The organism is Ruegeria sp. AA3, from assembly GCF_056542905.1.
Window position 1 is genome coordinate 17,048 of record NZ_JBQGAQ010000005.1, and the last position, 24,600, is coordinate 41,647.

The following is a 24,600-nucleotide window of genomic DNA, read 5'->3' on the forward strand; positions in this document are numbered from 1 at the left end:
ATGAGATATAAACTTGCAGCCGCCTTTGTGGCAACGGCAATCGCGACCCCGGTGTTTGCCGAGGATGCGGTGTGTTATAACTGTCCACCGCAATGGGCAGATTGGGCGTCCATGCTGGAAGCGATCGACAAAGAGATCGACATCCAGATGCCCCATGATAACAAGAACTCTGGCCAGACGTTGAGCCAACTCCTGGCCGAAAGAAACAACCCGGTTGCAGATGTCGCATATTACGGTGTGACCACAGGCATCAAGGCCGGCAATGAAGGCGTTGCGACAGCCTATAAACCTACGGGTTTTGACGACATTCCGGACGGTCTGAAAGACCCCGAGGGCAAGTGGTTTGCCATACATTACGGAACGCTGGGTCTGTTCGTGAATGTTGACGCGCTTGGTGGCGCCGAAGTACCGCAATGTTTCGCCGATCTGAAAAAGCCGGAATATCGCGGTATGGTTGGTTATCTTGACCCGTCTTCGGCATTTGTCGGTTATGCCGGTGCCGTGGCGGTTAACCTCGCTTTCGGCGGTGATCTGGACAATTTTGACCCCGCAATCAAATACTTCAACGAACTGGCCGAGAATTCGCCAATCGTGCCCAAGCAAACCTCATTTGCACGCGTGGTGTCCGGCGAGATTCCGATCCTGTTCGACTACGACTTCAACGCCTATCGCGGAAAGTATGAAGAGGACGGCAACTTCGAATTCGTTCTGCCTTGCGAGGGCTCCGTCCGCGTTCCTTACGTGATGAGCCTTGTGAACAACGGCCCGAATCCAGAACTTGGCAAGCGAGTACTTGATTTCATCTTGTCCGACCAAGGGCAGGCAATCTGGACCAATGCCTACCTTCAACCAGCGCGCCCGGTCGAACTACCGGCAGACGTAGCCGCGAAGTTCCTCCCTGCCAGCGACTACGAACGCGCCGTGGCTGTTGACTACGCGAAGATGGAAAAGGCACAGGCCGGATTCGGCGAACGCTACTTGTCTGACGTCAAGTAAACCTTTCCACTAAAGGAGGGGATGGGTTCGTGCCCGTCCCCAACGGCTAAACAATGTCAAATCGCAACTTCGTTCTGGCGTGCCTCACGCCCTTGTTCATCTTTTCTCTCGCGTTCCTCGCATTGCCCCTCGTGCGCCTGTTTCTAGAATCTGGCAGTGGGGATGCTGGCTGGGCGATCTATCTGGATATCCTTCGAAAGCCTCGGTATCTCAACACGCTGGTCCTGACGGTGCTTGTTTCACTGGCGACGACCTTTGCCGCGCTTGCCGTTTCTACGACTGCTGGAATGTTCCTTTCGCGCAACCGATTTCGCGGCCGGGGAACTTTGCTGTCGGTGTTGACGCTGCCGCTTGCTTTTCCCGGTGTGGTCATCGGTTTTCTGATAATCTTGCTCGGCGGGCGCCAAGGGCTGGTCAACCAAATTACTCCGGGCCATGTAGTCTTTGCCTATTCTGTTATTGGCCTTTTTTTGGGATATCTCTACTTCTCTATCCCACGCGTATTGCTGACGGTGATGGCCGCAGCAGAGAAACTTGATCCGGCACTTGAAGAAGCCGCCCGCACCATGGGGGCGTCCCCGTACCGAGTAGTTATTGACGTCATTATTCCGGGGTTAATGCCATCGCTTATTGCATCTGGCGCGATCGCATTTGCGACTGCCATGGGGGCTTTCGGCACAGCGTTCACTCTGGCGACTGATATCGATGTCATCCCGATGGTGATCTACACTGAATTCACTCTGTCTGCCAATATTGCCATGGCCTCCGCTCTTTCCATCGTACTGGGCATCGTCACCTGGGCGCTTCTTCTGATCGCCCGCAGCCTGTCGGGCTCCACCGTGGCCGCAGGAGGTTGAAATGTTCAAATCAAAAACCAAACTTCTGCAACTGGCAGTTACGCTTTCAGCCTGCGCTTTTCTTCTGGTGCCAACGATACTGTCGGTGCTGGCGGGTGTTACGGCCAACTACTTTCAGGGTATTTCGTCGGGGCTTACGTTAAAGTGGGTATTCGAAGTCTGGGAGCTTTATTCCGACAGCATCTTTTTGTCGATATGGCTAGCCATTGCCTGCCTGGTCGTGACGCTGATCATAGGGCTGCCGGCCGCCTATGGCCTGGCACGCCATCCCGGTTGGTTGTCGCGCCTTTTGGAAGAGTTTATTTCGCTGCCGCTCGCGGTCCCGGGTCTGGCAATCGCGCTGGCGCTCTTGCAGCTTTATGGCTCGATGCAAGGTTTTCGGGCCTCATGGACCTTCATCCTAGTCGGTCATGTGCTTTACACATTACCGTTTATGGTCAGATCCATTCTTGCTGTTCTGGCGGCAATGGATCTCAAGACACTTGAAGAAGGTGCAGCCTCTCTCGGGGCATCGCCCTGGCAACGTTTCCGGGACATCGTCATACCCAACGCGATGCCTGGCATTCTTGCCGGAGCGCTCACCGTTGTGACGCTTTCAATCGGTGAATTCAACATCACCTGGATGTTGCACACACCCCATCTCAAGACTCTGCCTGTGGGACTTGCCGACAGTTACGCTTCGATGCGGCTGGAAGTGGCTTCTGCCTACACACTCGTCTTCTTCATACTCATCGTTCCGCTTCTAATGGCCATGCAATGGGCGTCGGCACGTGCTCAAAGGATAACCAAATGACCCTTCGACTTACCAACACCGCCAAAACCTATCCGGACGGTACTAAAGCTCTGTTGCCCACCGAACTGTCCGTTGCAAAAGGTGAGATCGTTTCACTTCTTGGACCATCTGGCTGTGGTAAAACAACCTTGCTTCGTATTATCGCAGGCCTGGAGACCCCCGACGCTGGTAGCGAAATCTGGTTCGATGATGACAATGTCACCTCGTTACCTGTCGAACGCCGCAAGGTTGGCATGGTTTTCCAGTCCTATGCGCTGTTCCCGAACATGTCAGTGCGTGCCAACATCGGTTACGGGCTGAAAATGCAGAAATTACCTAAGGACGAGATCGAGAGCCGCGTCACCGAAGTTCTGGAGCTATGCCAATTGCAGAAGTTCAGTGCGCGGGCAATCGACGCGCTATCAGGTGGGCAGCGCCAACGTGTGGCGCTGGCACGCGCGATCGCGCCGCGTCCGAGGATGCTATTGCTCGACGAACCGCTTTCTGCGCTAGACGCCGCTTTGCGCGAGGCCCTACGCGACGAACTAGCAGTGCTCTTGCGCGAATTCCACATAACCGCAATTTTTGTCACGCACGACCAGGACGAAGCCATGGCAATCGCCGACCGCGTTGCCGTCATGTCCCACGGACATGTCGTTCAGAGCGGTACTCCGGAAGAGCTTTATCGAAATCCAAATTCACCCTTCGTTGCTGGATTTGTGGGTAACGCAATGCGTCTTGAAGGGAAAACCGGTGGAACGACTCTAAACCTCATTGGTGGAGCACTTGCACTGCCTCGCGATGGGGCTGGTCACAACGTTTTTGTCAGAGCAGAGGACGTCCAAATCGACGGCGAAGGCCCACTCAATGGACAGGTGGAAACAGTCACGTTTCTTGGCACCCATTACCGGGTCGGTATCTCTGGCATCATGCCCGATACTCTGACCGCTACCCATGCAGGCCAAAACGCCCCGAAAGTAGGAGAGGCTGTCAAGGTTTCGATCAAGCCGGAGGCGTTGATGCTTTTGCCTGAAGGGGCGGAGACCTGATGTCCAAGATCATTCAGATCTCGGATCCACATATCGTGCCACATGGTCAGCTTGCCTACGGGCAGGTCGATACGGCCACGGCGCTGGCCAACTGTGTCGAAACCATAAACCGGATCCTTCCCGACATCGGCCCGGTCGACATGGCATTTGTTGCCGGTGACTTGACGGATTTCGGGACAGAAGAAGAATATCAGCGGTTTCGAAAAATCATGGAGCCGCTGGCCGTCCCTTTCCGCGCTATCCCTGGAAACCACGACAATGTGGAAGAGATGCGGTGTTGCTTTGCCGATCAGGACTGGATGCCGAAAAAAGGCCCAATCACCTGGACGGCTGAGCTTTCCGGTCTGACGCTAATCGGACTGGATACAAATGTAAGCGGTCAGGCGCATGGACATCTGAGTGACGTTTCACTGGATTTTCTGGAAGCCGCGTTGGCGTGTGCCAACGGAGATCCGGTCATAGTTGCCACCCATCATCCACCGGTCCTGACCGGTATAGAAAGGATGGATATCCAGAACCTACGTGAAAGCAAAAGACTGCAGAGCATTCTGTCGACCTATCAGGGAGAATTGCGATTGGTCTGCGGCCATGTTCACCGCAATATCGTGTCACAATTTGGCAACGTGATTTGCCAAATCGGACCAGGCGTATCGCATGCTGTTTCCATGGACCTGCGCGTTGGTGCGCCGAACTGCCTTACCAAGGAACCCGGCGGGTTCCTGCTGCATGAAATGCGTGGCGGAATTCTAACCCACAGCATCCCTGTAGGTCATTTCGACGGCCCATACCTGTTCTATCCGGACAAATGACCGGCATCATGAATTTGAGATCGCATCAGTAATGGAAAATACGAACATTGTCTTGTTCGCTCTGCACATCGCAGGTGCCGCCGCGCTCCCGCGTTCGCCACGTGGCAGATTAGCAGGAACAGGCAGCTTCGCTGTCTGACCTACAAATCAGCTCTGATTTTCCGAAAGGGAAGTCAGATCAAACCAAACTGTCTGCGGGAGTATGAAATGGGGGCGGCGTGTTAGTTGATGACGCAAAGGTCAAATTCAACTGATGTCCAACGTTGGGGGCGCCTTCTGATGTCGAACGTTCACTGCATTTCTGGTCCAACTGTGACGGTTGGGTCAGGTTCGTGTGACGTTCAACAGGAGAAAAATGGTGGAGCCTAGGGGAGTCGAACCCCTGACCTCTTGCATGCCATGCAAGCGCTCTCCCAACTGAGCTAAGGCCCCATGCAGGTACCGCCAAAGCGGTGGACGGACGTTTATGAGACGTCGCCGCAGAGTGCAAGTCCAAAAATCGGATTCGGTGAAAAAGTGCGAACCGATCCAGTGGACTGGGATGAGGCCGCCGGGGCTGCCTCGAAACCCATCAATTTTCGTCTTCTGACGACATGTCCTTGATATCGTCCAGCGAAACGTTGTCGCTGTCGTCATCATCGTCCAGCAGATCGTCGTCCAGTTCGACATCGACGTTGTCGTCATCATCCAACACGATATCTTCGTCCGACGAAGCTTCACGTGCTTTAACCGAAGCCGCATCTTCGGCATCTGCCGCGATCATCCGGCTTTTGCCGGTTTCCAGTTCAACGATCTCGCCGGTATAGGGGCTGACGATCGGGTCCTTGTTAAGGTCGTAAAAGCGTTTACCAGTGGTCGGGCAAACACGCTTTACGCCCCATTCTTCCTTGGGCATATCAAATCCCCTTGATATCAGGTGAATCTCATCAATGATTCAGGTCACCTGCCATAAGCGGCAGGCACTGTCAAAGCCTTTGCGCGAAGGAGATCGGCCCATGGGGCGACATGCATTGCCTGGAACCCCTCCGGTGCCGCTGACATTGCGCAAATCTGCGCAGGCAAGACGGATCAGTTTAAGGATTTCCCAATTGGATGGGCGGGTTACGCTGACCTACCCGAAAGGTGTCGCCGAAGCCGAGGCTTTGGATTTCGCGCATCAGAAAGAAGATTGGATTCGCGGTCATCTTCAGGACGGGCCAGACCAGGAAACCGTGGAGTTCGGTCAATCCATATCAATTGAGGGAAAAGCACGGCGAATCGTTCAAATCTCAGGTCGGCGGGTGCTGCTGAAGGGGGACGAGATCGGTGTTCCTGCCGGGGCGGAGGCGCGGAGACTCGCCCGGTTTCTCAAAGAACTTGCCCGCGATCGATTAACTGGAGCGTGTGATGACTATGCGGCGATGTTGGATCGTTCGTATAGTAGCATTACGCTGCGTGATACGCGTTCGCGTTGGGGATCCTGCAGCTCTGCTGGTGCGTTGATGTTTTCATGGCGACTGATCCTCGCGCCGCCTGAGGTGCTGCACTATGTGGCCGCTCATGAGGTGGCGCATCTGATCGAAATGAACCATTCTCCCGCCTTCTGGGCGCAGGTCGAGCGGATATTTGGCCCGTACAAAGAGGCCCGCCGCTGGTTGCGCGACAATGGGGCTGAACTTCACCGCTATCGCTTTGAACCCGCCGCTTGACGCCGGGAAAGTTTGTGATCACATAAGCTCATGCTGACCACACGCCCCGCCGAGTCCCACACCGCGACCCATGATCGAGTGTATCGATCACTCAGGTCTCGTATCATGCATGGTGAGATGGCTCCGGGGCAGGCGTTGACATTGCGCGGTATAGGCAAGGAATTCGGTGTGTCGATGACGCCTGCGCGCGAAGCAGTGCGGAGGCTTGCAGCGGAAGGCGCGCTGTCGCTGTCCACCTCGGGCCGCGTGTCGACCCCTGAACTGACACGGGATCGGATCGAGGAGTTGGCCGCATTGCGTGCGCTGCTTGAGGTTGAATTGGCCAGTCGTGCCCTGCCACGCGCGCACATGGCGCTGATTGACCGGCTGCAAAGCATCAACATGACAGTCGCCGAGATGGTCACCAAACGCGACGCGGTTGGTTATATCCGTTCCAATCTGGAATTCCATCGGACGCTGTACCTGCGCGCACAGGCCCCCGCGATGCTTGCGATGGCCGAGACCGTTTGGCTGCAGCTTGGTCCCACGATGCGGGCACTTTATGGCCGGCTGCGACGAACTGAGCCGCCGCATTACCACCGTTTGATTATCGCAGCGCTCAAGGCCGGGGATGAGCCAGGTCTTAGATTGGCGGTGCGCTCGGACGTGACGCAGGGATTGCGTCTGCTCGTAACCTGAGCGGCTTGTTGCCCATCTCATCGACAGGTTGGTTTCAGGTGCTGCTCTGCTGGTCTGAACGGGCGGGCTGCGTTATCCTGAAAGCAAATCACAACAAGAGCAGATTTCAATCATGATCAATCGAAGAACTTTTTCTATCGGGCTAGGGTCGACCCTGTTGGCAGCCTGTTCCACTGGCAGCGCACCAACCAGTGCTCCAGCGTCACGAATGCGTGCTGTCCCGAACGCTGGATGGGATGCGTGGGTTGCTGGTTTCAAAGGCCGGGCAGCGTCGCAGGGTATCTCTCAATCTACCCTAAATCGCGCCTTTCAGGGGGCGGGATATTTGCCCGATGTGATCGAGCGCGACCGCAATCAGGTCGAGTTCAAACGCTCGCTTGAGGATTATCTGGCCATTGCCGCGTCGGACGAGCGGATCAGCACCGGCAAACAGATGCTTGTGCGGCACGCAGGGACTCTGTCGCAGATCGAAGCGCAATATGGCGTCGACAAGGAAATCGTTGTCGCAGTGTGGGGGCTAGAAAGCCGCTATGGCGCGCGGCGCGGTGATGTGCCGGTGATCTCGGCGACCTCGACGCTGGCCTATGATGGGCGGCGCGGGGCGTTCTTTGAAAAGCAACTGGTGGCGGCGCTGAAGATCATTCAAGAGGGCGATACAACCCCGGCCAACATGACCGGCAGCTGGGCCGGAGCGATGGGACACACCCAGTTTATCCCTACCTCTTATCTAGCCTATGCCGTTGATTTCACCGGTGATGGACGTCGCGATATTTGGTCCGAAGATCCGGCAGATTCGTTGGCCTCAACCGCCGCGTATCTGTCGCGCGCAGGCTGGGTGCGGGGTCAGCCTTGGGGTGGGGAAGTCGGTACAGTCTCGGGCTCTCCGGTGGCAGTGTTACAACCGCAGACGCCCGGACCACGCATTGCGGTGTTCCGCAATTTTCAAGTGATCAAGCGCTATAACAACTCGGACAGCTACGCGATTGGTGTTGGCCATCTTGCGGATCGGATCGTGGGCGGGGCACCGTTCCAGGCCTCATTCGGGCCGGACGCAACCGGGTTGACGCTTGACGATCGCAAAGAGCTACAGCGCCGCCTGACATCTGCGGGCTATGACACGCAGGGTGCAGATGGAGTGATCGGGAAAAACACCGAGGCCGCAATCAGCGCATATCAACGCGCCAACGGGCTGTCCGTAACCGGTCAGCCTTCAGTGGCGTTGTTGCAGAGTTTGGGAGGCTGACGGCTTAAGCCGCCAACCCTTTTGAGCCGATATCCAGGAATTTCTGACGGCGGTCCTTGATCAGGGCTGCCGCATCTTTTCCGTCAAGCTCTTTCAGCATCGAAGCAATTGCAGTCCGCACGGATTCAACCGCTGCAGGGCGGTCGCGATGCGCCCCGCCTTTGGGTTCTGGAATGATGTGGTCACAGATACCCAGTTTGTGCAGGTCCTGAGCCGTCAGACGGAGCGCTTCGGCGGCTTCACGCATCTTCTCGGCATCCTTCCACAGGATCGAAGCGCAGCCCTCGGGCGAAATCACCGAGTAGACCGAATGCTCCAGCATCGCCACGCGGTTCGCTGTCGCAAACGCAACCGCGCCGCCCGATCCGCCTTCGCCGATGATGACAGAAACCAGTGGTACTCCAATCTTCAGGCACATCTCGGTTGAACGCGCGATGGCCTCGGACTGGCCGCGCTCTTCCGCGCCTTTGCCGGGATAGGCGCCTGCTGTATCGATCAGGGTGATCACTGGCAGGCCAAAGCGTCCCGCCATCTCCATCAATCGAACGGCTTTGCGATAGCCTTCGGGGCGGGCCATGCCGAAATTGCGCTCGATCCGCGATTTGGTGTCGCTGCCTTTTTCATGGCCAATCACCATCACCGGTTGATCGTTGAACCGCGCCAGACCGCCAATGACCGCCAGATCGTCGGCAAAGTTCCGGTCGCCGGCCAGAGGTGTGAATTCGGTGAACAACGCATCTACGTAATCGTTGCAATGAGGCCGCTCAGGGTGCCGCGCGACCTGGCATTTCCTCCACGGCGTGAGGTCGCCATAAAGCTCGTCCAGCAGCTTGGCGGCTTTGGCATCCAGCGCGGCAGCTTCTTCGGCCACGTCCATCTCTTCATTGGCGCGGGCCAGCGCGCGCAGCTCTTCAGCTTTGCCTTCGATCTCGGCCAGTGGTTTTTCGAAATCCAGATACTGGGTCATGACGCCTCTCAACGCGGAAGTTCCCTGCTATATGACTAATGCTTGTCCCGGATGCAACTCAGCAAGATTTGTGGTTTCACAATATGCGACGACAGGCGGGCGAAGATTTAGGAAGGATACCGATGGCTGTCAGCTATGAAGATCGCGTGTTGCGCGTGTTGGCTTATATCCACGATCAACCCGCTGGGGATTTGTCGCTGGATGCCTTGGCCGACGTCGCGGCGATGTCACGATTTCATTGGCATCGCGTGTTTCGCGCAATCACCGGCGAGACCTGCGCGCAGGCTGCCCGCCGGATACGTCTGCACCGCGCCGCCTGTTGGTTGGTGCAGTCGGAAAGGCCTGTTGCGCAGATAGCGACCGATATTGGTTATCCGAACCTGAAATCTTTTGCGCGAGCCTTTTCCGAGGCCTACGGCAGCAGCCCCACCGTGTTTCGCAAGGCGGGGCAGATTCTGCCGGCTCATCCAAAATTCAAAACCGGAGAATACCCCATGCATCCCGTGACAACCCGCACCGAACCGTCCCGCCGTGTCGTAGCACTTCCGCATAAAGGGGCTTATGCCGAGATTGGTCGTAGTTTTGAGGCCTTTGGTGCCCTATGCGAATCCCGAAAACTGTGGCCACAGGTCGGCCCGATGATCGGGCTCTATCTCGACAGCCCCGAAGACGTGCAGGAAGATGAATTGCGCAGCTTTGCCGGGGCTCAATTCTGCGGCAAAGATATACCGGAGGGGATGGAAGACCTCAGCATCCCTGGCGGCAAGACGGCGGTTCTGACCTACAAAGGCCCGTATTCCGGCATACACGCCGCCTATCAGACACTGTTCGGAAATTGGTTGCCCGATTCTGGCGAGGAGCCTGCGGATCAGCCTTGCTATGAAATCTATCTGAATGATCCGCGCGAAACTGCGCCCGAGGAACTGCTGACCGAAATCTGCCTACCGCTCAAATGACTTAGTGCGGCCAAAGAACAGGGTAGAGCGAGGCAACAAGAAGTACGGCCATTGTCCAGTTAAATATCAGCAAGCGGTGCGGGTTGGTCAGGACCCGCGCCATTTGTTGGCCCAGAACCGTCCATACGCTGACCGATGGCAGATTGATCGCTCCGAACACCAGCGCAACCAGTATGATGGCTTCAAGCGTTTGTCCCGGCGCATATGCTGCAGTTGCCGTAAGCGCCATGGCCCAGGCCTTTGGATTGACCCACTGAAAGCTGGCAGCCTGAAAAAACGTCATCGGCGTACCGCTTGCTGCTTGTCCCTTTACAGGCGCTGCATGTGCGATCTTCCATGCCAGATACAGCAGGTAAATGACGGATGCGATCTTAAGCACCGTATAACTAACCGGGAATCGGTCGAAAACCTGAACCAGCCCTGCGCCCACCAGCAATACCATGAAGGTAAAACCCAACCCGATACCCAACATATGTGGTATCGTTCGCCGGAAACCAAAATTCGCGCCTGACGCCATGAGCATGAGGTTGTTTGGCCCCGGAGTTATCGAGGACACAAAGGCGAACACGATCAGGGCCATCAGAATCTCGTATGTCATGAACGCATTTTCTCGCCAATCGCGGCGAATGAAATTGCTTTTTTGTGCGGCTGTAGGATATTGCTCACAACAAATGGCTAAGATTGATCGAATTAATCAACATATATTGCGAGAAGTGTCGCAAGATGGTCGTATCAGCAACCTCGATCTTGCCGACCGCGTTGGCCTGTCGCCGTCTGCCTGTCTGCGTCGGGTGCAAGAGTTGGAGCGCGCGGGTGTTATATCGGGCTATCGCGCAGTTCTAAACCCGGCAGCCTTGGGCATAGGCTTTGTTGCCTATATCGGCGTCGGGCTGGGTGAGCATACCAAGGCCGCCCAAGAAGGATTTGAAGAAGCACTGCAGCAGGCGCCCGAGGTGGTCGAATGTCACAATATCACCGGCACGATCGAGTACCTTTTGCGGGTCGAATGTGCAGACCTCGCATCCTACAAAACCTTCCATACTGAGGTATTGGGAACGCTTCCGCATGTGACCTCGATTACCTCATATGTGGTTATGGGGTCGCCCAAGGATATGCGCGCGTAAAGGCCGAAAAAGTGAATTCTAACCACCTTGCAGGTCAAAAATTCACAGCCTAAGGTCTTTGCAACAGTGTCGCCGGCAGGGATTGATCCCCAAGCGGGCGCGAATTCAGGGAGAAGACCATGAAATTTTTCCGGACCGGAGCGCTTGTTGCCGTCTTAGCAGTTTTTGCGGGTGCGGCGACGGCTGCACCTTTGAAGTTAACGCCTGCAAATCCTCAACCCAGTCCAAAAGCGGGGTTGAATGCAAAGTATAGCTGGGAAGGTAATCCGCCTCGCAAAATCCAAAACCTCGCCAAAGTTAAACAACTATTGAGGAAGGCCAAGCCCGGCGCGCCACTTAGAGGGCTGGACTACCGTGATACGAATGAGGGCGATCCTGTCCTGACTTTCAACGAAGCCTTCAATGTTGCCGCGGAAATCACGGGTTATATTCGTTTTGATTCACCCGGGATATACGAGCTTGAAACCTGGTCGAATGACGGGATTGATGCGTGGGTCGGTGGCCAGCAAATTGGATATGTCAATGGTCGCCAAGGCTGTGAGGCTAACCAACGGACCGAAGTCGAAGTTCCGAAAGCTGGTTGGTATCCTCTCAACATCAAGTACTTTCAGAAATACGGTACGTCTTGCTTGATGATGAAATGGGGTAAACAGGGTCAGAGAATTACCTGGACACCCAACGACGTTTTCGGCCGCTGATTACATAAAATGAAAGGCGCTCGATCGAGCGCCTTTTTAATTTGTGCGCTAGCCGCCTGCCGCGATCAGTTCGGACTGCGCTACAATGACTTCGGCCTGCTTGATCGAGGCGATATCCACCAAACGTCCTTTGTAGACGGTTGCGCCTTCACCGTTGGCCTTTGCCTGTTCCATTGCGGCTAGAATTTCGCGCGCTTCAGACACCGCCTCATCTGACGGGGTGAAAACCTGATTAGCCAATGCAATCTGCTTGGGGTGGATGGCCCATTTGCCAACCATGCCCAGTGTGGCCGAGCGTTTGGCTTGCGCGATATATCCCTCATCATCCGAAAAATCGCCGAACGGGCCATCGACCGGCAGCACGCCATGGGTTCGGCAGGCGGCGACGATGGCGGCTTGCGCCCAGTGCCAGGGGTCGGACCAGTGCTTTTCGCCTTCGCGCAGCATGTAATAGTTTTCCTGTGTGCCGCCGATGCCGGTTGTTTGCATGCCCATCGAGGCTGCAAAATCCGCAGCGCCAAGGCTCATGGCCTGCATACGCGGAGATGATGCTGCGATCTCTTTGACATGCGCCAAGCCAGCGGCGGATTCGATGATCACTTCGAAAGAGATGGGCTTGGTTCGGCCCTTGGCCCGCTCGATGGCGGTGACCAGCGCGTCCACCGCATAAACATCCGCCGCACACCCGACCTTGGGGATCATGATCTGATCCAGCCGATCGTCTGCCTTTTCCAGCACATCGACCACGTCGCGGTACCAATAGGGTGTATCCAGCCCATTGATCCGAACCGACATGTATTTGTTGCCCCAATCGACCGTATTGAGCGCCTCGATGACATTGGCGCGGGCGGTATCCTTGTCGGACGGGGCCACCGAGTCTTCCAGATCCAGGTTGATGACATCCGCTGCCGACGCGGCCATCTTGGGAAATAGCTTAGTATTCGAGCCCGGGCCAAACAGTTGACAGCGATTGGGGCGCGCCGGAGCGGCGGGTTGGATGCGGAAACTCATCTGAACCTCGTCTGAGTAATGAAATTGCGTTCTTTCCTGAGCCTGAGATATTAAATTGCGTGGCGCTGTGCAAGCTTGATTGTGCAGCTGCGGCAATGCGTGTGCAGAATGTTCGAATTTTAAACCGACAAAAGAATGCTCAAAGATTGATCAGTTTGAAAACTTCGAATAGTTTTGCGAGTTTTAAAATTATTGTGCAAGTTTATCCTGTCAGAAGGCGGATTGTAAGGAGAGTTTGAGAAATCCTCGTCAAATCGGTTCTCTAGCTTAGGCCAGAATCAAAGGAGTGCAGCGCGATGATCGAGACACCGTACCTATTGTTTTTGGGCGATGCGCCCGACTTGTTGGCGGCCAAAGTGGCTATTGGCATCCGGGACTGGCGTCCTGAGAATGCTGTTGGTCAAATCAAGCTGGAAGGTTGCAAGGCCGACCTGGGCCTAACGGAAATGACTCTGGCCGAAGGTAAAGCGGCTGGTGCCAAGACACTCGTCATTGGAGTTGCAAACCGGGGCGGGATCATCAGCGAAGCTTGGAAAGAAGTTCTGATTGAAGCGTTGGAAATGGGCTATGATCTGGCATCTGGCCTGCACAACCTGCTGCGTGACGAAGGTGATTTGGTTGCGGCTGCGCAGACCCATGGATGCACATTGCACGACGTCCGTGTGCCGACTGTTGGTTACCCGATTGCAAACGGCCGCAAGCGTACCGGCAAACGGTGCCTGGCCGTTGGAACCGATTGCTCAGCCGGTAAGATGTATACGGCGATGTCGATGGATGCCGAAATGCGCAAGCGCGGTATGAAATCCACGTTCCGTGCTACAGGTCAGACGGGCATTCTGGTCACAGGGCAGGGTGTGCCGCTGGATGCCGTTATCGCGGATTTCATGGCAGGATCGGTCGAGTACCTGACACCGGACAATGATCCGGATCACTGGGATCACATCGAAGGGCAGGGTTCCCTGTTCCACGTGTCTTATTCAGGTGTGACCATGGCGCTGATCCATGGTGGGCAGCCCGATGCGCTGATCCTGTGCCACGAACCAACCCGGACCCATATGCGCGGACTGCCTGAGTATTCACTGCCGACGCTGGAGCAGTTGCGTGACACAGCACTGCCGCTGGCGCGCGTGGCAAACCCAGAGTGTCAGGTTGCAGGCGTGTCGATCAACACCCAGCACCTGAGCGAAGAAGATGCGCTTGCCTATATCACTAAAGTTGAGACCGAGATGGGCATCCCGGCGACCGATCCCTACCGCTTTGGAGCCGGTAAACTAGTGGATGCGCTGGCCACACTGTGATCTAAGAACTCTCGCCGGAGGCGGAGCAATCCGCCGCCGGCGGGCGTATTTGTCAAAAAATAGAGGAGCAGGCGCGTGCAAATTGAAGTTTCTCGCGATGTGTTTCGATTGGCGCAGGTATTCACCATCTCGCGCGGCTCACGTACCGAGGCAAAAGTTTTGACTGTCCGTATCTCGGACGGTGTGCACCATGGTTGGGGCGAATGTGTACCTTATGCCCGCTATGACGAAACACTGGAGTCGGTCGAGGCCGAGATAGCCGGGCTACCCGATGTGTTTTCGCGCTATTCCCTGATGGACCTGTTGCCTGCTGGCGCGGCGCGGAATGCGGTGGATTGTGCACTGTGGGATCTGGAAGCGAAACGCGCAGGTAAACGGGTATGGGAGCTTGCTGAAATCGCTGCGCCAGGGCCTGAAATAACAGCCTATACGCTGTCATTGGACACGCCCGAAGCGATGCGGGCTCAAGCGGCCGAGAACGCTTTCCGCCCCTTGCTGAAGATTAAGCTGGGAACACCCGATGATATGCCGAGGCTCGAGGCTGTCCGGGCTGGGGCGCCAAAGTCGAAAGTCATCATCGACGCTAATGAAGGCTGGTCTGCCGAAGTCTATGCAGATCTTGCCCCGCATCTCGTGCGCCTGGGCGTGGCTCTGGTCGAACAGCCTTTACCAGCTGGTGAGGATGATGCCCTGATCGGGATGGATCGCCCTGTGCCAGTTTGTGCTGACGAATCCTGTCACGATCGGGCAAGCCTACCCGCACTCAAGGGCAAATATGATGTGGTGAACATCAAACTGGACAAGACCGGCGGTCTTACCGAGGCGCTAGAATTGCGCAAGGCCGCATTGGCTGAGGGCTATGATGTTATGGTTGGCTGCATGGTCGGAAGCTCGCTTGCGATGGCCCCGGCAACACTGGTGGCGCAGGGGGCGATGGTCACAGACCTTGACGGGCCGCTTCTGTTGGCCGAAGACCGCGATACACCGCTGATTTTTGACGATGCCGGAGTACATCCGCCCAAAGCGGCGCTCTGGGGGTAAGGAACGGGCGAAGCCCGGAAACAAAAGGAAATGACATGACCCGTACCGTCTATGTGAATGGCGAATACCTGCCTGAATCCGAAGCAAGTATTTCGATCTTTGACCGGGGTTTCCTGTTTGCGGATGCCGTGTACGAGGTGACCAGCGTGCTGGACGGCAAGCTGATCGACTTTGAAGGCCACGCCGTACGTCTGAAGCGCTCATTGGATGAACTTGATATCGTTCAGCCTTGCAGTATGGACGAATTGTTGGAAATCCACCGCAAATTGGTTGAATTGAATGGAATTGATGAGGGGCTGGTTTATCTGCAGGTCACTCGTGGCTCGGACGGGGATCGGGATTTTGTTTTCCCAGCCGCCGATACAAAGCCAAGCCTTGTTCTCTTTACCCAGAACAAACCAGGCCTTGCAGACAGTCCGGCAGCGAAGAAGGGTGCCAAGATCATCTCGATTGATGATATCCGCTGGGGCCGTCGTGACATCAAGACCGTGCAGCTGCTTTACCCTTCCATGGGCAAGATGATGGCCAAAAAGGCAGGCTGCGATGATGCGTGGCTGGTTGAAGATGGTTATGTGACCGAAGGCACCAGCAATAACGCCTATTTCGTCAAGAGCGGTAAGATCGTCACCCGTCCGCTGTCTAACGACATTCTGCACGGCATCACGCGCAAGGCGGTTTTGCGCATGGCGGCCGAGGCGCAGATGGAGGTCGAAGAGCGCCTGTTCACCATCGACGAAGCAAAAGAAGCCGATGAGGCCTTCACCACTTCGGCCAGTGCTTTCGTTATGCCGGTGGTTGAGATCGATGGCGTTGCGCTGGGCGATGGCACACCGGGTCCGATCGCCAAACGTCTGCGCGAGATCTATCTGGACGAAAGCCGCAAGGCGTCGATCTAGAAGAGGTAGTTATATCTAGTCTCGTTGCCAGCAATGGTATGAACTCAAATGCGACGCGCGGCGCAATTTGCCGTTATTCCTGCACCCTCGCAAAATATTGCGAGGGTGTTGTCGGTTCACAGGATGTTGGTGCCGTGAACAAACCGTCATGTTGGGTTTTTACGGATCACTGAGGTGTTACTGATTATGAACCCGTGTTCGAATGATCAGCAACATCCCCGGTGGAAGGTTTACACAGAGAAGGCGGTTTTTTCCGGTGTCGAGCGTCAGCTCTTCTTCGTCACATTCTCTTCAAACGCAACCTTGAATGCGGCCTGTTTTTCGGCGCTGGCATCGGTCTGATAGTTGGCCTTCCATTCATCCATGGACATGCCATAGAAAATCTCGCGAGCTTCGTCCTTGCCCATTTCAATGCCTTTTGCATTGGCGGCTTCCTGATACCAGCGCGACAGGCAATTGCGGCAAAACCCGGTCAGATTCATCATGTCGATGTTCTGGACGTCTGTGCGGTCTTTCATCAGGTGCTGCTGCAAACGACGGAACGCAGCGGCTTGCAGTTCGATTTCGGTTTGCTTGTCCATATTCTGGCTCCGAGTAGATGTTTTTACATTCTGAGGCTGAACTAGCAATCCGCAGGCTTTGATGCAATGAATACAAAGGTCTTTGAATTGGCCGATCCGGTATTTAGGAGAGTTTCAGTGCCAACCATGGCACCAGGCAAAACACCAGAGTCAGGATCTTGTAATTCGCAAGATACCGGAAGTAAGCGCGTTTTATGTCGGCACGTTCCATCTGGAACATTCTGCCATGCACATCTGCAATCCAGTTTTGCAAAGCCAAGACCATCATGGTGCTGAAGAGCAAAACACCGATGTTCAGAACCGTCATCCAACCGAAGACAGTCGTCAGGAATTCCTGCGTCATAGTCGTCTCCTTTCGCCTGATATATGGGTATTGGCCAATGCGCTCCCAACATTAGGAGGAACAAAAAACAATCTGCGACGTCACTGTGTCACAGTCTGCTTTCGACGAGCGCGTCTTGTAGTGCAACGGCCAGACGGTTGGCCCAATGGCGCTGCCCTTCGTGATCCGCAATCAGATCGTTGCGCAGCTCAATCAATGCATTGGGTCGACCGAATGCTGTGCAATGTTTGTCGATCGCATCACCGGGTAGAACGCCGGTATAGGGTTCATTTACACCGACGCACAGATCACTCTCGGCATTCAGTCGGTTGATTAACGGGCGTGAGAACCGCTCATCCGGAGTGTGCAGGACGCCGATATGCCAGGGTCGGGGATCGCGACCGCGTAGCTGGCGCGTAAAGGAGTGCATTGAGACGATAACCGCATGAGGCAGGCCTGCAAGCTGTGCCAGCGCATCGTGATAAGGACGATAGCACATATTCAGGCGCCGCTCCTTCTCAACTGGATCGGCGTGGCGATTGCCGGGGATGATCGAACCATCATAGAGCTTCATCAGAAGCGTCGGATCATCCTCACCGCGATTGGGGTCGATCACCAAGCGCGAAAAATTGGCCGCGATAACCGGGGCGTTCAGAATCTCGCCCAGATGCTTCGACACCTCGTAGGCGCCCACATCGTAAGCGATGTGCCGTTCCATGTCTTCGCGCGGCAGTCCCAGGTCCCCGTCATTGATATCGGGTGGGACCATGTTGGTTGCATGGTCGCAAGTTATTAGCCAACGCGACGGCCGATCCGCGCCGTGAACAAAAAACGGAGAATAAGTCATGAGCCTGTCATCTTGTTTGTCGCAGGTGTAGGACAGTTGCGTTGGAAAGGGAATTGCGCAATAAGCGGCCCAAGCAATGTTTGCGGTAACATTCGTGCGTTTAAGGAGAGCCTGATCAATGCGACGCCTGAGAAATGTGAAAATCGTGGCGACGCTGGGACCGGCGTCTAACGACTATGACACCATCCGCGCTCTGCACGAGGCAGGGGCCGATGTGTTTCGCCTGAACATGAGCCATGGCAGTCATGATGAAATCCGCGAACGGCATCGGATCATCCGGCAGATCGAAAAGGATCTGGACAGCCCGATTGCAATTTTGGCCGATCTTCAAGGACCGAAGCTGCGCGTTGGTGTGTTTGCCAATGACGCAGAAGAGCTGGAAGAGGGCGCAGCGTTTCGTCTGGACCTTGATCCGGCAGCGGGGGATATCAACCGGGTCTGTCTACCGCACCCCGAGATTTTTGCTGCTTTGGAGCCGGGTGCGCGCCTGCTGGTCAATGATGGCAAGATTCGTCTGATCGTGCAGGATTGCGGTCAGGATTTTGCCCACTGCACAGTTGAAGTAGGTGGCACGATCTCAAACCGAAAAGGTGTGAATGTTCCGGACGTGGTTCTGCCGCTGGCGGCGCTGTCTGACAAGGATCGCGACGATCTGGAATTTGTCTGCCAGTTGGGCGTGGACTGGTTAGCGCTGAGTTTTGTGCAGCGCGCCAAGGACGTTTTCGAAGCACGTGCGCTGGCAGATGGTCGCGCATCGATCCTGTCCAAGATCGAAAAGCCTGCCGCAGTGGAAGCTTTTGATGACATCCTTGATGCCTCGGACGGGATCATGGTTGCACGTGGCGATCTCGGTGTTGAATTGCCCGTTTCAGCTGTACCGCCGATTCAGAAGCGTCTGGTGCGCAAGTGTCGTACTGCAGCGAAGCCCGTGATTGTTGCAACACAGATGTTGGAAAGCATGATCGAAAGCCCGATGCCAACGCGGGCCGAGGTTTCGGACGTGGCAACCGCCATCTATGAAGGCACCGATGCAATCATGCTTAGCGCTGAATCCGCGGCTGGATCCTATCCGATCGAAGCGGTCCAGACCATGAATAAGGTCGCCATCGAGGTTGAAGCGGACCCGACCTACCACCAGATCATTGCGGCCTCACGAACTGCCAAGGGCACGACCATCGCGGACGGAATCGTGGCAGCCGCGCGCGAAATTGCGGAAAAGACGGACATCAAGGCCATCTGCTGTTTCACTCAAAGTGGTACAACCGCGTTGCTCACTGCACGCGAGCGTCCCGGTGTGCCGATAATTGCGATGACTCCGGCCACTGGCACCGCACGCAGGCTTTGCTTGAGCTGGGGCTGCCATTGTGTTCTGACCCCCGAGCAGGAACGGTTCAAGGGCGCGGTGGTCAGTGCGGCTCGCGCGGCTCGCTCGGGCGGCTTTGCGGCCGAGACTGATCAGATCGTGGTCACCGCTGGCGTGCCGTTTAATGTCCCTGGAACGACCAACATCTTGCGTATCGCTCCGTGTGATGAACGGCTGATTTACAACACCGATCCGGGTTAAGTTGCGACCCAATATCAACAATTTATTTTGATACCTTACAATCTGCCTAAAATTTAGGCGGAAATAAATTAGCAATTTCAAGTAGATGATCGATTGTTGGTTGCATTTCAAAATTACTTCTCTGTTTTTCCGTGTTTTTGGGGATACTTGCCTCTAGGGCAGTCTACTCAAACAAGTTCCAGGTTCCGGCTGCTCTGCCGGGGGCACGGGCCCCGGTCAAACAAACCACAACGGAGGAACGACATGACAACGAAAATTGTCATTGGACTGGACGGGACAGAAACCGGAGAACGCGCGATCGCCTTCGCCAAAGACTTGGCCGGACGTATCGGAGAATGCGAGCTGCTGGTTGTTTATGTCATCGAATGGTCGCCTTTCACATTCCAGACACCGGAAGAAAATGCTATGCGCCACAAGAGGCGCGAGGAAGAGGTAGAGCTGGCTACATCGCGGATCATCGCGCCAGCGGTCGAAGCGCTAAAGGCAGCAGGATTCGAAGCCCAAGGTATCGTGCGTCACGGAGATGTCGCCGAAACACTGAACACGATCACGGTCGAAAACGGTGGATCACAGATCGTTGTTGGTCGGGCTTCGGCTGACGGGTTCAAGAAGCGCCTGTTTGGCAGCTCCACGCAGAACCTTGTCATGCATGCCGACGTTCCCGTCACGGTCGTGAATTGAGGGGAGAGTAGATGATGAGTATTCAAAACAAACTTGGTTTGGCTGCGCTTACCGCTCTGGCTGCGAGTCCTGCCGCCGCTCAGGAAGCGGTTGGGCTGGACGACAAGATCAATCAGGCATTTGCAGACTTCACCGGGCCATTTGTAAGTTTTATTTTTGCACCTTTCCCCGGGACAGGTTTCCCCTGGATCGTGGGATGGCTGGTTGTAGCTGCGACTGTGTTTACGCTGTATTTTGCCTTCGTGCAGTTGCGCTTTTTCAGCCATGCGATCAGCCTGGTGAAAGGCGACTACTCTGACCCGAACGATGCGGGTGAGGTCAGCCATTTTCAAGCGCTCGCTACAGCCTTGTCCGGTACGGTTGGGCTTGGCAACATCGCCGGTGTTGCGGTTGCCGTTGGCATCGGCGGGCCGGGTGCGACTTTCTGGATGATCGTCGCGGGTCTGTTGGGTATGGCGTCGAAATTCACCGAATGTACGCTGGGCGTGAAGTATCGCAACGAATACGAGGATGGCACCGTTTCCGGTGGTCCGATGTATTACATGTCCAAAGGGTTCAACGAACTGGGCCTGCCGGGTGGTAAGATCCTTGCGGTTCTTTTCTCGATCTTCTGTATCCTCGGTGCCTTGGGCGGGGGCAACATGTTCCAGGCCAACCAGGCGCACCAGCAGATCGCAGGCATCGTTGGAGACTATCCCGGTTGGATCACCGGTCTGGTGTTCGCGGGCATCGTGTTTGCAGTGATCGTGGGTGGCCTGAAATCTATCGCACGCGTGACCGAGAAAGTCGTGCCCTTTATGGGCGTGATGTATGTGGCTGCTGCGCTAGTAATCATCCTGATGAACGCGGATCAGATCGGTTGGGCCTTTGGCCAGATCTTCGCGGGTGCCTTCACTGGTCTCGGCGTGGCAGGCGGTATGGTCGGTGCGCTGATCCAGGGCTTCCGTCGTGCGGCGTTTTCGAACGAGGCAGGCGTCGGGTCTGCAGCGATTGCACACTCTGCTGTTCGGACCAAAGAGCCGATTACCGAGGGCTTTGTATCTCTGCTTGAGCCGTTCATCGATACGGTCGTGATCTGTACCATGACCGCGCTGGTGATCATCATCACCCAGCAATTGATCGTTGATCCGGAAACCGGCAATTACATGCTGAACGAAGCGGGTAACGCGATTGCAACTGTTGATGGTAACACCGGTGTCAGCCTGACCTCGGCAGCCTTCGGCAGCGCGTTCAGCTGGTTCCCGTTCATTCTGGCTATTGCCGTGGTGCTGTTTGCTTTCTCCACCATGATCAGCTGGTCCTACTATGGCCTCAAGGCCTGGACTTACCTGTTCGGTGAGGGCCACACGAAGGAACTGGTGTTCAAGGTCATCTTCTGCATCTTCGTTGTCATTGGCGCTGCGGCCAACCTTGGTCCGGTCATCGACTTCTCAGATGCGGCGATCTTTGCGATGGCTGTTGTGAACGTCTTCGCGCTCTACTTCCTGATGAAAGTGGTGCGTCAGGAGCTGGCGTCCTACGCAGAACGGTTGAAGAGCGGCGAAATCCGCAAATTCGAACATTAAACCATACCACCGGGGCGGCGCGTGTCGCCCCGGTACTCAGTCTGCCCGTGAAAATCGCAGATTCTGACCCAAACCCCCTTGCCAGTATGACCGAACTTGCGTAAACGGCGCTTCTGATCGCGTGACCGGCCGAGATGGCATGCCGAGTCGCGTCTGAAACCGAACCCGGAAAAGGAGACGGAAATGCCTAAGATGAAGACCAAGTCGAGCGCCAAGAAGCGCTTTAAGGTGACTGCGACCGGTAAGGTCCTTGCTGGCCAGGCCGGCAAACGTCACGGCATGATCAAGCGGACCAAGAAATTCATCCGCGATGCCCGTGGCAACACCACCCTGTCCGCCCCCGACGCCAAGATCGTCAAGGGCTACATGCCCTACGACCGCTAAGAGGAGATTTGAGAGATGTCCCGCGTTAAAGGTGGAACCGTAACCCACGCCCGTCACAAGAAGATCATCAAAGCCGCAAAAGGCTATTATGGTCGTCGCAAGAGCACATTCAAAGTTGCGTCTCAGGCCGTTGACAAGGCCAACCAGTATGCAACCCGCGACCGCAAGAATCGCAAGCGCAACTTCCGCGCGCTGTGGATCCAGCGTATCAATGCTGCTGTGCGTTCGCATGACGAAGCACTGACATATTCCCGCTTCATCAATGGCCTGAACCTGGCCGGTATCGAAGTGGACCGCAAAGTTCTGGCTGACCTGGCCGTGCACGAACCGGAAGCGTTCGGCGCGATCGTCGCCAAAGCTCAGGCAGCCCTGGCCGCCTGATCCTCGTCTCAGAGACAGTGAAATCAAAGCCGCTCCTACAGGGAGCGGCTTTTTTGTTTTAACAAACCGGGTCGTAAGCCCAACCGCCTCACAAATTTTTATCGGAGAATGGGTCCGATGGCGTGTTTAGCCGAAGATGTCGCATGAATGCGCGGGCGATTCTAGGAACCGGCCTTTGATCCGAAATGACGAAGTGGCCACGATATCGCATGGGCGCTTCAAACGGGACAAAAGTCAGGTCCGGTGATCGATACATGTACACCGGAAAGGGATTGATCACAGCCAACCCAAGGCCCTCCTGAGCCATATCGGCTGCTGCGAACGAGGTCGAAACCTCGGCGACAATTCTGGGTTCCGCTCGTACCTGATGCAGTAATCGATCAAGCTGCCCGCGTCTGCCGTGGCGATATGTCAATGCAATCAGATCTTGTTCATGCAGATCTGCGGGGGTGAGCGCACTGCGTTGGGCAAGTGGATGTTCGGGTCGCATTACGCAAACTGCTGGCGATTCCCTGAACGGTATCAGTTTGATCCCCGCGCGGCTTTGCTCAATCCCGGTTACCGCCAAGTCGAAGCGGTTTTCCAATACGCCCAATGTCACCATGTCTGAGGTCGTCACCTCCAGGTTCACAAAAAAACCCGGATTTCCACGTATGAAACTGGCGATGAGCGTGACGATATAGCGGTGAGCATAACTTGGAGGAGCGACAAGGCGTAACGTTTCCTGGACGGTTTCACCCGGTCCATCGATCCGGTCGAGAGCCTCGAACAAGGGGTCGAGACGCATGTTCAATCGCACGGCCTCTTGCGTCGGGCGTAGTCTGCCCGCGTCCCTTTCAAACAGAATTTTCCCAAGTCGGGATTCAAGACTGCCAACAGATCGGCTGACGGCTGATTGAGACAGGCCCAGTTGTCGTGCAGCGGCGGCAGTGGTTCCTGCCTGCATGAGGGCCCGCAAGGCTTGATACTCCGGTAGTGAGTGCCAGTTGCGTGTTTTCTTCATCGACTTGCACCCTCATGAATCCGACTAGCTCTATGAGTAAAACTCATTGAATTTTTTTACAATCATGACGATAACGTCTGTTAGCGTGTATCGGATTGATACTTAATTCGGGTGATACGGCTTTGAACACCTTCCCCCTCATTTTCGATGGGCACAATGATGTGTTGTCCAAGTTGGCTTCGACCGGTCGTGTTTCAGAAGCGGGCCAATTTCTGAGCGGCCTGGAAGGCGCAATCGATCTGGGCAAATCCAAAGAGGGTGGGTTTGGCGGCGGGTTCTTTGCCGTGTGGGTGCCGTCGCCAATGGATGTCGACGCCAAGATGGAAGAGATGGTCCAGCCCAGATATGACCTGCCGCTTCCCGATCAGATAGATGCTGAAGACGCCTTCCCGGCAGCATTGAGCCAGATTGCCATATTGTTGGAACTGGAAAGGCTGGGCGCGTTGAGTGTTGCACGCTCAGTCACAGATATCCGGGATTGTCTGGCGCAGTGTCGGATGGCAGCGATATTTCATATCGAAGGTGCCGAAGCGATTGATGCCGATCTGCATTCGCTCGACGTTTTTCATGCTGCGGGGCTGCGCTCGCTTGGTCCGGTCTGGAGCAGGCCAAACATTTTCGGGCACGGTGTGCCGTTCAAATATCCATCAGGACCAGACACCGGCCCAGGATTAACCGATTATGGTCTGCGACTTGTCCGACGCTGCAACGCGCTTGGTATCATGCTGGACTTGTCTCATCTCAATGAGAAAGGTTTTTGGGACGTTGCGCGATATTCAGATGCGCCTTTGGTTGCGACGCATTCGAATGCGCACGCCATTTGCCCACACGCTCGGAATCTGACCGACGATCAGCTTCGCACAATCGCAGAAAGCGACGGGATGGTCGGACTGAATTTTGCCGCCGCGTTTCTGCGCGAGGATGGGCGAATGCTTTCTGACGTGCCGCTGACACAGGTTCTGAAGCACCTAGATCACCTGATCGGGATCTTGGGTGAGGACCGGGTCGGGCTTGGGTCGGACTATGACGGGGCCGTGGTTCCAGACGATGTGACCGACGTATCGATGCTGCCCCGATTGAGAGATGCCATGGAAACCCATGGATACGGCGAAGAGCTCATTAAGAAGCTCTGCCATGAAAACTGGTTGCGTGTACTTGAGAAGACTTGGGGATCGTAACCGTTAGTGAA

At 55.6% G+C, this 24,600-nt stretch carries 28 protein-coding genes and 1 tRNA gene; 20 read left to right on the top strand and 9 right to left on the bottom strand.

All coding sequences use genetic code 11. The features are described from left to right. Genes ACR0JR_RS10180 through ACR0JR_RS10200 form a run of 5 tightly spaced genes read left to right on the top strand, consistent with a single transcriptional unit; the run spans window position 1 to window position 4,483 of the window. Window positions 1-996, top strand: coding sequence for an ABC transporter substrate-binding protein (locus ACR0JR_RS10180; protein ID WP_480456060.1), 996 nt, complete (start codon window positions 1-3; stop codon window positions 994-996). A 53-nt stretch (window positions 997-1,049) separates the two neighbouring features. Continuing rightward, window positions 1,050-1,853, top strand: a complete 804-nt coding sequence (locus tag ACR0JR_RS10185) for an ABC transporter permease (RefSeq protein ID WP_480456061.1) — start codon at window positions 1,050-1,052, stop codon at window positions 1,851-1,853. Window position 1,854: 1 nt separating this feature from the next. Next, window positions 1,855-2,646, top strand: a complete 792-nt coding sequence (locus tag ACR0JR_RS10190) for an ABC transporter permease (protein WP_480456062.1) — start codon at window positions 1,855-1,857, stop codon at window positions 2,644-2,646. Then, window positions 2,643-3,674 (top strand): ABC transporter ATP-binding protein, encoded by a 1,032-nt coding sequence (locus ACR0JR_RS10195; RefSeq protein ID WP_480456063.1) that lies wholly within the window; start codon window positions 2,643-2,645, stop codon window positions 3,672-3,674. Before ACR0JR_RS10190 ends, ACR0JR_RS10195 begins: the two co-directional genes overlap by 4 nt. After that, window positions 3,674-4,483: a phosphodiesterase gene (locus ACR0JR_RS10200; protein WP_480456064.1), complete on the top strand. Its 810-nt coding sequence runs from the start codon at window positions 3,674-3,676 to the stop codon at window positions 4,481-4,483. Before ACR0JR_RS10195 ends, ACR0JR_RS10200 begins: the two co-directional genes overlap by 1 nt. A gap of 356 nt (window positions 4,484-4,839) precedes the next feature. Here ACR0JR_RS10200 and ACR0JR_RS10205 read toward each other — a convergent pair. Together ACR0JR_RS10205 and ACR0JR_RS10210 are read right to left on the bottom strand one after the other, a co-directional pair. Further along, window positions 4,840-4,915, bottom strand: a tRNA-Ala gene (locus ACR0JR_RS10205). Window positions 4,916-5,054: 139 nt separating this feature from the next. Then, window positions 5,055-5,378: a TIGR02300 family protein gene (locus tag ACR0JR_RS10210; protein ID WP_010443532.1), complete on the bottom strand. Its 324-nt coding sequence runs from the start codon at window positions 5,376-5,378 to the stop codon at window positions 5,055-5,057. Window positions 5,379-5,478: 100 nt separating this feature from the next. Here ACR0JR_RS10210 and ACR0JR_RS10215 point away from each other — a divergent pair, with 100 nt between their 5' ends. The 3 genes from ACR0JR_RS10215 (at window position 5,479) to ACR0JR_RS10225 (ending at window position 8,092) form a co-directional block, all read left to right on the top strand. After that, window positions 5,479-6,171: a M48 family metallopeptidase gene (locus tag ACR0JR_RS10215; protein WP_480456065.1), complete on the top strand. Its 693-nt coding sequence runs from the start codon at window positions 5,479-5,481 to the stop codon at window positions 6,169-6,171. 30 nt (window positions 6,172-6,201) lie between these two features. Next, on the top strand, window positions 6,202-6,849 hold the full coding sequence (locus tag ACR0JR_RS10220; RefSeq protein WP_319546045.1) for a GntR family transcriptional regulator: 648 nt from the start codon (window positions 6,202-6,204) through the stop codon (window positions 6,847-6,849). A 112-nt stretch (window positions 6,850-6,961) separates the two neighbouring features. After that, window positions 6,962-8,092 carry a lytic murein transglycosylase gene (locus ACR0JR_RS10225; protein WP_480456066.1) on the top strand — a complete coding sequence of 377 codons (1,131 nt, stop codon included), beginning with the start codon at window positions 6,962-6,964 and terminating at the stop codon, window positions 8,090-8,092. A gap of 4 nt (window positions 8,093-8,096) precedes the next feature. On the opposite strand, the gene ACR0JR_RS10230 is transcribed toward ACR0JR_RS10225, so the two are convergent. Beyond that, on the bottom strand, window positions 8,097-9,059 hold the full coding sequence (locus tag ACR0JR_RS10230; protein WP_480456068.1) for an acetyl-CoA carboxylase carboxyltransferase subunit alpha: 963 nt from the start codon (window positions 9,057-9,059) through the stop codon (window positions 8,097-8,099). A gap of 122 nt (window positions 9,060-9,181) precedes the next feature. On the opposite strand from ACR0JR_RS10230, the gene ACR0JR_RS10235 reads away from it, so the two are divergent. Then, window positions 9,182-10,015, top strand: coding sequence for an AraC family transcriptional regulator (locus tag ACR0JR_RS10235; RefSeq protein WP_480456069.1), 834 nt, complete (start codon window positions 9,182-9,184; stop codon window positions 10,013-10,015). A 1-nt stretch (window position 10,016) separates the two neighbouring features. Here ACR0JR_RS10235 and ACR0JR_RS10240 read toward each other — a convergent pair whose 3' ends face one another. Continuing rightward, the gene (locus ACR0JR_RS10240) at window positions 10,017-10,613 is read right to left on the bottom strand and encodes a LysE family translocator (RefSeq protein ID WP_480456070.1); all 597 of its coding nucleotides are present in this window, start codon (window positions 10,611-10,613) and stop codon (window positions 10,017-10,019) included. Window positions 10,614-10,686: 73 nt separating this feature from the next. On the opposite strand from ACR0JR_RS10240, the gene ACR0JR_RS10245 reads away from it, so the two are divergent. After that, window positions 10,687-11,139: an Lrp/AsnC family transcriptional regulator gene (locus ACR0JR_RS10245; protein ID WP_010443540.1), complete on the top strand. Its 453-nt coding sequence runs from the start codon at window positions 10,687-10,689 to the stop codon at window positions 11,137-11,139. A 119-nt stretch (window positions 11,140-11,258) separates the two neighbouring features. After that, the gene (locus tag ACR0JR_RS10250) at window positions 11,259-11,837 is read left to right on the top strand and encodes a PA14 domain-containing protein (protein WP_480456072.1); all 579 of its coding nucleotides are present in this window, start codon (window positions 11,259-11,261) and stop codon (window positions 11,835-11,837) included. A 48-nt stretch (window positions 11,838-11,885) separates the two neighbouring features. On the opposite strand, the gene ACR0JR_RS10255 is transcribed toward ACR0JR_RS10250, so the two are convergent. Further along, window positions 11,886-12,848 carry an L-malyl-CoA/beta-methylmalyl-CoA lyase gene (locus ACR0JR_RS10255; protein WP_480456073.1) on the bottom strand — a complete coding sequence of 321 codons (963 nt, stop codon included), beginning with the start codon at window positions 12,846-12,848 and terminating at the stop codon, window positions 11,886-11,888. A 296-nt stretch (window positions 12,849-13,144) separates the two neighbouring features. Between ACR0JR_RS10255 and dgcN the strand changes: the two genes are divergently transcribed. The 3 genes from dgcN to ACR0JR_RS10270 all read left to right on the top strand — a co-directional run bounded on the left by dgcN (window position 13,145) and on the right by ACR0JR_RS10270 (window position 16,083). Beyond that, entirely contained in the window at window positions 13,145-14,146 is a 1,002-nt protein-coding gene (gene dgcN / locus ACR0JR_RS10260; protein WP_170547225.1) for an N-acetyltransferase DgcN, read from the top strand. Window positions 14,147-14,221: 75 nt separating this feature from the next. Continuing rightward, complete coding sequence (gene dgcA, locus ACR0JR_RS10265; RefSeq protein WP_480456074.1) at window positions 14,222-15,187, top strand: N-acetyl-D-Glu racemase DgcA; 966 nt, start codon at window positions 14,222-14,224, stop codon at window positions 15,185-15,187. Window positions 15,188-15,222: 35 nt separating this feature from the next. Continuing rightward, the gene (locus ACR0JR_RS10270) at window positions 15,223-16,083 is read left to right on the top strand and encodes a D-amino-acid transaminase (RefSeq protein WP_480456075.1); all 861 of its coding nucleotides are present in this window, start codon (window positions 15,223-15,225) and stop codon (window positions 16,081-16,083) included. Between the two features lie 266 nt (window positions 16,084-16,349). Here ACR0JR_RS10270 and ACR0JR_RS10275 read toward each other — a convergent pair whose 3' ends face one another. From ACR0JR_RS10275 to ACR0JR_RS10285, 3 genes are all read right to left on the bottom strand, one after another. After that, entirely contained in the window at window positions 16,350-16,664 is a 315-nt protein-coding gene (locus tag ACR0JR_RS10275) for a DUF1244 domain-containing protein (RefSeq protein WP_010443546.1), read from the bottom strand. Between the two features lie 103 nt (window positions 16,665-16,767). Beyond that, window positions 16,768-17,007: a DUF6868 family protein gene (locus tag ACR0JR_RS10280; RefSeq protein ID WP_010443547.1), complete on the bottom strand. Its 240-nt coding sequence runs from the start codon at window positions 17,005-17,007 to the stop codon at window positions 16,768-16,770. An 88-nt stretch (window positions 17,008-17,095) separates the two neighbouring features. Beyond that, window positions 17,096-17,833, bottom strand: a complete 738-nt coding sequence (locus ACR0JR_RS10285; protein WP_480456076.1) for an N-formylglutamate amidohydrolase — start codon at window positions 17,831-17,833, stop codon at window positions 17,096-17,098. Window positions 17,834-17,951: 118 nt separating this feature from the next. On the opposite strand from ACR0JR_RS10285, the gene pyk reads away from it, so the two are divergent. From pyk to rplT, 5 genes are all read left to right on the top strand, one after another. Next, a complete protein-coding gene (gene pyk / locus ACR0JR_RS10290) occupies window positions 17,952-19,397 on the top strand; it encodes a pyruvate kinase (RefSeq protein ID WP_170473948.1) in 1,446 nt (481 codons plus the stop codon). Window positions 19,398-19,640: 243 nt separating this feature from the next. Further along, window positions 19,641-20,078 carry a universal stress protein gene (locus ACR0JR_RS10295; RefSeq protein ID WP_010443550.1) on the top strand — a complete coding sequence of 146 codons (438 nt, stop codon included), beginning with the start codon at window positions 19,641-19,643 and terminating at the stop codon, window positions 20,076-20,078. Between the two features lie 14 nt (window positions 20,079-20,092). Then, window positions 20,093-21,643: an alanine/glycine:cation symporter family protein gene (locus tag ACR0JR_RS10300; protein ID WP_411353638.1), complete on the top strand. Its 1,551-nt coding sequence runs from the start codon at window positions 20,093-20,095 to the stop codon at window positions 21,641-21,643. Between the two features lie 183 nt (window positions 21,644-21,826). After that, window positions 21,827-22,027: a 50S ribosomal protein L35 gene (rpmI, locus tag ACR0JR_RS10305; protein ID WP_010443552.1), complete on the top strand. Its 201-nt coding sequence runs from the start codon at window positions 21,827-21,829 to the stop codon at window positions 22,025-22,027. A gap of 15 nt (window positions 22,028-22,042) precedes the next feature. Further along, complete coding sequence (gene rplT, locus ACR0JR_RS10310) at window positions 22,043-22,408, top strand: 50S ribosomal protein L20 (protein WP_010443553.1); 366 nt, start codon at window positions 22,043-22,045, stop codon at window positions 22,406-22,408. Between the two features lie 88 nt (window positions 22,409-22,496). Here rplT and ACR0JR_RS10315 read toward each other — a convergent pair whose 3' ends face one another. After that, on the bottom strand, window positions 22,497-23,411 hold the full coding sequence (locus tag ACR0JR_RS10315; RefSeq protein WP_480456077.1) for a LysR family transcriptional regulator: 915 nt from the start codon (window positions 23,409-23,411) through the stop codon (window positions 22,497-22,499). Between the two features lie 122 nt (window positions 23,412-23,533). Between ACR0JR_RS10315 and ACR0JR_RS10320 the strand changes: the two genes are divergently transcribed. After that, window positions 23,534-24,589 (top strand): dipeptidase, encoded by a 1,056-nt coding sequence (locus ACR0JR_RS10320; protein ID WP_480456078.1) that lies wholly within the window; start codon window positions 23,534-23,536, stop codon window positions 24,587-24,589. The last annotated feature ends 11 nt before the right edge of the window (window positions 24,590-24,600 follow it).